Source organism: Cysteiniphilum marinum, assembly GCF_014857925.1.
Classification (GTDB): domain Bacteria; phylum Pseudomonadota; class Gammaproteobacteria; order Francisellales; family Francisellaceae; genus Caedibacter; species Caedibacter marinus.
Map to the genome: position 1 here is coordinate 1 of NZ_JACYVZ010000116.1, position 628 is coordinate 628.

Below are 628 nucleotides of genomic sequence, written 5' to 3' on the forward strand. Positions count from 1 at the left end.
GTACTAAGGATCGTTCGCTGAGAGGTAAAGTTGCTTAAATTTCCTATTTTAAAATAGTATTTCATACTTTACACTTTTTCTGCTAGCATAGACTATCTGATTTGCCTGTAATGACCCACATATTTACCGATACTGGTCACTATAGGAACTTTATAAAGGATAGCTGACATGACAGATGAAAAACCAACAGAAATAAGTGCTTCAAAATCTGATATTCTTTCATCAGAAGGCACGATTGACTTATTTCAAGACGTTACCAAACTTATTGAAGAAGCTCGCAATCATGTTGCCAGAGAGTATAATTCAGCTCAAGTTCTGCTTTGCTGGCTGATTGGCGAACGTATCAATGATCGGCTACTACAGTCCGATCGAGCTGACTATGGTGAAATGGTCGTAAGTTCTTTAGCTGACCAACTTAAAGTTAAGTATGGTAAAGGTTATAGTCGAGCCAACTTATTTCGTATGATCAAATTTGCTAAGTTATATCCTGATCGCAAGATTGTCTCAACGCTGTCGCGACAATTGTCTTGGTCTCACTTTGTGATTATTTGTGGTATTGATGATCATTTAAAACGAGACTTTTTTGCTGAAATGTGCCGTGTCCAGAAATGGAGCGTTAGAGCATTAC

Annotated in this window: 1 protein-coding gene; it reads left to right on the plus strand. The window is 37.7% G+C overall.

Annotation, left to right across the window (positions count from 1 at the left end; all coding sequences use genetic code 11):
* Window positions 1-168: 168 nt before the first annotated feature.
* Window positions 169-628, plus strand: a 460-nt coding sequence (locus tag IE867_RS14565) for a DUF1016 N-terminal domain-containing protein (RefSeq protein WP_192485419.1), incomplete at its 3' end; no start/stop codon positions are given.